Source organism: Fructilactobacillus sp. X2R1C1 (assembly GCF_059901435.1).
Map to the genome: position 1 here is coordinate 1 of NZ_JBWXUV010000159.1, position 236 is coordinate 236.

Sequence of the window (236 nt, forward strand, 5' to 3'; positions counted from 1 at the left end):
ACCAGATATTCATCACTTTATTGCTATGCCAATACGTAATAAGTCACGTGAACTGACCTCTATAGTGTTGGTTGATGTAAATTTTCAAGGATTACTGGATAGCTTACAAAGTATTCATGAAGCAAACCCAAGCTTAAACTTTTACCTTGTTAAAAACGGAGTTATTCAAGGAGAAAATCAATCTTTGAGCTTCATTGCTGGCAGTGTGAACAATGAAATACACCAGAGCGTATTTA

1 protein-coding gene is annotated in these 236 nt (G+C 35.2%); it reads left to right on the forward strand.

Going from position 1 to position 236, the window contains the following annotated elements:
* The coding region (locus AC6UDG_RS07870) for a hypothetical protein (RefSeq protein WP_500707014.1) at positions 1–236 on the forward strand (236 nt) is incomplete at both ends.